The sequence below is a fragment of the Vibrio neptunius genome (genome assembly GCF_000967495.1).
Taxonomy (GTDB): domain Bacteria; phylum Pseudomonadota; class Gammaproteobacteria; order Enterobacterales; family Vibrionaceae; genus Vibrio; species Vibrio neptunius.
Genome location: NZ_JXXU01000019.1, coordinates 90,363 through 96,702, shown reverse-complemented (window position 1 = coordinate 96,702; position 6,340 = coordinate 90,363). Strand labels below are relative to the sequence as shown.

Annotated in this window: 6 protein-coding genes and 1 pseudogene; 6 read left to right on the top strand and 1 reads right to left on the bottom strand. The window is 41.3% G+C overall.

Going from position 1 to position 6,340, the window contains the following annotated elements; translation table 11 throughout:
• The 6 genes and pseudogenes from TW84_RS24540 to TW84_RS07525 all read left to right on the top strand — a co-directional run.
• Positions 1–331 (top strand): annotated as a pseudogene (locus TW84_RS24540) (hypothetical protein); the annotation flags it as partial.
• 15 nt (positions 332–346) lie between these two features.
• Positions 347–526, top strand: a complete 180-nt coding sequence (locus TW84_RS07545) for a hypothetical protein (protein WP_045975046.1) — start codon at positions 347–349, stop codon at positions 524–526.
• Between the two features lie 121 nt (positions 527–647).
• Positions 648–1,016, top strand: coding sequence for a hypothetical protein (locus tag TW84_RS23720; RefSeq protein ID WP_052707896.1), 369 nt, complete (start codon positions 648–650; stop codon positions 1,014–1,016).
• Positions 1,017–1,402: 386 nt separating this feature from the next.
• Complete coding sequence (locus TW84_RS07535; RefSeq protein ID WP_045975045.1) at positions 1,403–2,272, top strand: hypothetical protein; 870 nt, start codon at positions 1,403–1,405, stop codon at positions 2,270–2,272.
• A 156-nt stretch (positions 2,273–2,428) separates the two neighbouring features.
• Positions 2,429–3,478, top strand: coding sequence for a hypothetical protein (locus TW84_RS07530; RefSeq protein WP_157634014.1), 1,050 nt, complete (start codon positions 2,429–2,431; stop codon positions 3,476–3,478).
• 196 nt (positions 3,479–3,674) lie between these two features.
• Entirely contained in the window at positions 3,675–4,919 is a 1,245-nt protein-coding gene (locus tag TW84_RS07525) for a hypothetical protein (RefSeq protein WP_045975043.1), read from the top strand.
• A gap of 457 nt (positions 4,920–5,376) precedes the next feature.
• On the opposite strand, the gene lafA is transcribed toward TW84_RS07525, so the two are convergent.
• The gene (gene lafA / locus TW84_RS07520) at positions 5,377–6,204 is read right to left on the bottom strand and encodes a lateral flagellin LafA (protein WP_045975042.1); all 828 of its coding nucleotides are present in this window, start codon (positions 6,202–6,204) and stop codon (positions 5,377–5,379) included.
• Positions 6,205–6,340 lie beyond the last annotated feature (136 nt).

Here is a 6,340-nt window from a genome sequence, read left to right as displayed (position 1 = left end):
GTTCTTAGAGAAAAGTACGGGTATTGTTCTCTACTTATACGCTGAAAATAGAAAGGGTAAAGATGGCTACGATATGGTGCCGATCAGAATTCAACCGACGGGTAAAATAATTCTTAATACAGCTCGAGACAATAATGAGTTCTTTCAAAAAATCTTCAACTTTATGGAAAATGGCAAAAGTACCGTCATTACCGGTGAGAAGTTTTACCGCCCTCAACCTAAAACATATTTTATGATTGATAAAAGACCAGAGCCTTTTGAAGCACGATTGGAAAAGCTTTTGCAACAAGAACACGTTCTTCCTAAATTGTATCGGTATTTACAAGAGTAGTGCGGCCCAAAGGCCATGCAATATAGCGGTGATAGCAAAATGGAGCGTCGTTTTATTGGGCTATTCACCACCAAAGCCCAGCCTTTTTTTAAGTGGTGGCAGGAGTTTCGCTCTGAGGTCACTGTGGTGCCTATGGACGACCCTTTTGACTCCATTGTCTCAGTGGATGATAAGCTGTTAACCGTGGAGGTATAGAAAATCACGGTTAGGTATTGCTAAACAGCCGGACCAAGACACTTAAGTGAAGTGAGAAGGCCAGACTTTGCTGAGAGTGATAAGCCCATTTTTATTCAAAAAGAGACACAATTTCATACCTATGGATATCTTAATTACAATTATTATATTTTCTATCATTCTCTATATTATAGAAAGCATAACCATTTCGTATAGGAAGGATAAGCTCATCAAAAAATATGGTGATGAAGAAGTGGCAGAAAAAATCATCGAGCGTTTGATTTGGCAAGGGCAGACGGAAGAACAATTGCTCGATTCAGTAGGGAAACCGACCTTTTTTATTCATGACTATCAGGGCGAAAGAGTGAAAGAAATATGGAGATATGAGCATTCAATACCAAAACACGGTCGTTTTAGAAGTTTCGGAGAACTGCCTCCTGACTTCGAAGTATTTATAGAAAATAGTAAAGTAGTAAGCTGGGAGTTGATGAAAAAACGAGGGTTTCAGTAGATTGAGAGCGAGGCATATTGCCAGTATTGATAAGGGCAAGCTCACTCTTGGTGTTCAGGCTATTACCTTCTGCCCATCGAGGCGTCATTAGCACGTTCATATCCTAGCAATGGTACAAATAATGTACAGTGATTGGATTATAGCTACTCTGTGATATTAAATATAATTGTTAGTAAGAGATCACAAAAACAAAAATATAAATTATAACAAAGAGCTTCACTTTCTCTATTTGAAGTTTCATTTTGACTAAAGGTTTAGACAAACTAACAGAAAATATAAAGCTACTGGAATTATTTTACTCACTATGAGCATGTCATATGGTCGGTATATGAATAACAACACTTCTGCTAGTATTCCAGAATCAAAATTAGCCAGAAAGTATAAGCATGAGAATCATTGCCCTTTTATTTTTGTTACTGATCACAGGATGTAGCGATCAAGTCAATATTAAGTTTGAAAGAAGTGTCGACCAAATCGAAGAAGCCGAGTATCAAATAAAAACAGCCATCAAAGATATTGCTATCGTTAATAGGTTTGAGTGGGAGAAAGTACCAGGTAAGTTGGGAGATAACCGATACGTAAACATCAGCATCAATGCTAAGAAAGGTATCGAAGATTACTCGGTCGACAAAGTGATTAAACGTCTTAGTGACGTATTCTCTGCGAAAGATCCCGAGGTGACAGTTTCTGTTGAAATTACAGAGACAGAGCAGCCCACCTTAGACTTGTTTGGCGTCCAAAGTGGTGATGTGACCACGTCTAAAGTCAGTTGGAAATCTGCCAATGCTGGAATTTATTATACAGAAGGCGGAACTTCCTTATTCGATGGCGGTGCTTCTGATTTTTATTGTGGCATTAAAGTTCGCCTAGAAACCGCTATTCCGGCGCTGACTTACAAGCCAGAGGTTGCGGCTGAGCATAAGAGTGCCTCTGCCATTGCCCTAGCAGAGCTGATGGGGATTGAGTTGCTAGGACACAAGACAAGTATCGATGGTCTGCCCCTAGATGACAGTGTTTATAAAGTCCAATTGCAAACGGGGCGTCACTCCGATGATTACAAATATGCATTGCTCATTTTTGAATACTTAGGGAAAAAGAAGGTCAACTCAAATTATGAATGGCTTGTTTCCCCACCTCAAGGCCATAGTGAGGCAAGTTGTCTGGAATCTATCCGGACAAAAGCGGGATCAAATTTATACGGAGTGGCTGGAAGTATCTCGGCAGAGAATAATGTTACCAGTGTTCTCAAGGCGTAGATGCAATAAAAATCCCTAAATGAACAGAGTGAGGTAGGGCAATCGATGGATTTTGAAACAGTACTTTACTGGCTAAATGAGGGGAAGGAATTTTTTCAGCGTATTTTAAATGGAGAAATTCCTTTCCCCGCTATGCCGGCAATTGGTGGGAGTCTTATGCTATTATTAGCTTCTCTGAATCGAAAGCATTATCAGCCCATATTGGACTGGGTTGCTCGTTCAGAGAACCATGCTTATTCACAGCCGTACGATGATCCATTGTTACCGATCATGTCAGTAAATGACGATATACTCACTATTAAAGATGTATCTTGGCATCAACTGAGACTGTTTTTGTTGCTACCTATCTTAGTCGCCATTTGGGCCTTTGGCTTATGGCGTATCGTTGACTTTGGGCCAAGTAAGTTCATGATTGACGTTGCCAACAGCACTCTAGATGAGTTAGAGCAAGGTATCACGCCCGATAAGAGTCGGTATCTCGGCACAATCTCACGTGCTTCCATCAACCCGCGGGTCTATACCTATGAGTACTATATCTATAGCCGAAAGCGCAGAGGAGTGGACATTGATACCCTACTCAAAGAGGACCAGCGAAGGATAGATTTCTATAGAGTGTTGTTATCTGACAAGGGAACAAGCTCGGCTATTCGATATGTACAAGCAATACAGGCATACGGCACAGAATCAGAAAAAGAACGGCTCAATGAAACTCTAATATTTATTGCCGCTTATCTTCTCGTTGCTCTCATTATATCTATCGTTATTCTGGCTATTCCTCGCCGAGCTTATCTGCACTTTGATCGAAGACGTGGGATTGTTTACACATGGCGCTTAGGCAAGATTTCAGCATGTTCATTCCAGAGTCTAGGCTACCGATACATCAATTGTCATGGAGGGTTTGTGTGCTTACTAGGTGAGAAAACCTTATCTTCCAGCACCTACAAGCCTCGTCCATTTCGTCTTGAAGCTACCTCAAAAAGCCACGCAAATAGTAAACATGGAAACCAAAACTTCTTGTTGTCCCAGATCGTTGACTTCATGAAATATGGGAAAAAAGCGATAATTACTGGCGAGGATTTTGAGCGTGAAGCCCCTAAAACGTATTTTTTTGTTTCTAAGAAGCCCAAGCAGTTCGAACAAAGATTGGAGAGAATACTGAGCAAAGAACATCAGCTTCCCTCTATTTACAAGGCTAAGAAATTATAGCGAATGCTTACAAATCGCTATGCCCAAAAAGCCAACAAGATACGAATCCTTGTTCCCAAGTGATAACGAGACATCGATGCTAGGATGTATTTACCACCAAAGCTCAGCCTTTTGTTCATGGTAGCTCAGGGCTTCGCTAGCCGTTGTCGATAGATTCACTCCCCTAATGAACCATCTGATAAACCTAGGAGATACAGTGAATACAATAGCCAGTATTCAAGATACCGTTCTCACCCCATTTACTCGAAGTATTTATCAAAAAGCCTTTTTGCTGATTGGCCTGTGTATACTTGTTAGTGCATTTTTCTATGATGCTCAGACTATTACGCTAGTAACAAGCGGAATAGCCACGGTTTACGTTATCGTTAGTTTTGTTTTCAAGCCTAGGTTACACCAGCACATATACAAGCAAGATGACTGCCTTCATGTAGTAAAGTCGGCACTAATGTCCAATCTTGATAAACGAGTATTATGCTGTTTTATTTTGATTTCCGTAGTGGGCAATGCCTATGCTTGGGCTGATGTCACTATGTTAATGCTTGGTAATGTGGCTTATCAAATTTGTCTGTCCGTATTAGTTTATAGATGGATGCATCAACAAGAAGAACTGTCTTTACCTTTGACGAATAAGTATTTACTGCTTGAGAACAAGCAGTCCAATTGCCTATTAATGCAAAGATTTGATATCTATATAGACAAGCGGCCCGCTGAAGTACTTGCACTATCTGCAGTGGATGAGACTTATCAAAGCGCGGATAAAGAGAGGGAACTCGAGTTTGTGGGTACGATCTCTTTTGAAGAAGAACCGTTCGAAGCTGATGATGCGGCCACTATCATTACAGAGATCAATCAGCATTTATCCGCGACTATGGGAGATACTATGACTAGAAAGTCGTGGCGAGATACAGCACCGCTATTTGTACTGAGTCTGGTTTGTTTGTACGCTTACGTCTTTTGGTTACCTAGCCTATTTGAGTTTATGTTCCCTGTTGAACGTCATCAAAATAAGTTTGGTCATATGGTAAATGGGACTGAATCTATGTCTGACTTTGGCGTACATTTTATGATGTTCATTATGTTTATCATATTTGCTTTGCCTTGTTTCTCAGCCATATATAACTTTTGTCATAACGTAAGATTTTCCACATTTGAAGCGGTTTGCGCCACTAATGAAGGACTTTGGTTGCTAACTCCCAGCATAAATGGTCATGAATCCAGAAAAATATCACGCGCCGCCATTGCTTATATTAGCTACGCTGATATTCAAGCTAAAACAGAGGATGCGGTGCCACCTACAATGTATATAGATCAAGATATAAAGCTGATTGGTGTTGATGATAATCTTATCTCGTTAAACGATTGTGCTTGGAACTGTCGGTTTGTACTTAATCATTTGGTTAAACTCGGGTTGCCGGTGCGTTTAGTTAAACATCGTAACTAGCCATCAATTGAATAGCGAATACCACATAGCTAACAGGGTAATTGAGTATTTAAGCTTGTGGACACCTGTTAACATCACGTCCATCCATTAGAGTAAACATCAAGTTTTGAGCGAGAAATTCACTTAGCGCGACTGAGGGGCAACGCCACGAATGTGATAGCCTAGCAAGGCTGTTTCATTTGGTATTATCACTCGCTAAGGTGCTGCTTCGGCCTAGCCTCTTGAACGTTTAAGCTTAACGTTTCATCGATTCAAAACCGCGGTGTTTTGAAAACCAATGAGGTAACCTTAGCGTATGATGTTGAAGCTAGAGAACGATGAATAAAAAAACACCCTCTAGTAAAACTTGAGGGTGTTTTGTGTTGCACTGATGGGCTACTTCGAGAGTACCTGATGAGCAGGTATTCTGCCCATCAGCTTGTTGGAGTTAAATAAATAGAAGAGTGTCTCTCGCTAATTAGCGAAGTAGAGACATTGCCATGCTTGGCATTTGGTTCGTTTGAGAAAGAACCGTTGTGCCCGCTTGCATTAGCATTTGGTTCTTCGTCATGTTTGAAGATTCAACTGCGAAGTCAGCATCTGTGATACGGCCTTTCGCTGCCGCTGTGTTTTCAGAGATGTTTGCTAGGTTGTTGATGGTGTGGTCTAGGCGGTTGATATTCGCACCTAGTGATGAACGCACAGTATTGATTTTGTCAAATAAACCATCAACAACAGCGATTTGAGCGTTTGAGTCTGAATTAGAGGCAAGATCACCTGTTGAAGTGAAGTCGATGGCGGTTAGTTGAGTTCCTACATCAACAGTGAGCTTCTCATCACCTGATGCGCCGATTTGAAAAGTTACTGCAGCAGCAAGTGTACCGCCATTCAGTAGCTTTTGACCTGCACCGTATGTAGTTTCACCTAGAATACGCGTTGCTTCTGCTTCAAGTTGTTGGTACTCCGCATCCAGTGCAGCAAGTTCAGTGGCACCGTTTGTGCCGTTCGCGCCTTGAGTAGCAAGGTCTTTCATGCGGTATGCAATGTTGCTTAGCTCTTCCAGTGCGCCGTCTGCTGTTTGCAGCATTGAAATTGCATCTTGAGAGTTACGCATTGCCACAGACATACCACGAGTTTGCGCTTCAAGTTTGTTGGCAATTGTTAGACCTGCGGCATCATCTGCTGCAGAGTTGATACGTTTACCTGTACTTAGGCGCTCCATAGCGGTAGTCAGTAGATCGTTTGTGCTGCTTAGCGTGTTCTGTGTAACAAGTGATGCGTAGTTAGTGTGCATTGATAAAGCCATTATGGTCTCCTTCGGTAATTACAATACTCAGATTTTGGCTTCAGGATTTCCCTGGTCACTAACAAGAGGCGGACGAACAATATCGAAGATTAATTAAAAATTGTAAATAAAGAAAATTTATAGAGATCGGCGACAG

Excerpts from the sequence above, each read along its gene's own strand:
- TW84_RS07545 (WP_045975046.1), top strand. The coding sequence starts at position 347 with ATGCAATATAGCGGTGATAGCAAAATGGAGCGTCGTTTTATTGGGCTA.
- TW84_RS23720 (WP_052707896.1), top strand. The coding sequence starts at position 648 with ATGGATATCTTAATTACAATTATTATATTTTCTATCATTCTCTATATT.
- TW84_RS07535 (WP_045975045.1), top strand. The coding sequence starts at position 1,403 with ATGAGAATCATTGCCCTTTTATTTTTGTTACTGATCACAGGATGTAGC.
- TW84_RS07530 (WP_157634014.1), top strand. The coding sequence starts at position 2,429 with ATGCTATTATTAGCTTCTCTGAATCGAAAGCATTATCAGCCCATATTG.
- lafA (WP_045975042.1), bottom strand. The coding sequence starts at position 6,204 with ATGGCTTTATCAATGCACACTAACTACGCATCACTTGTTACACAGAAC.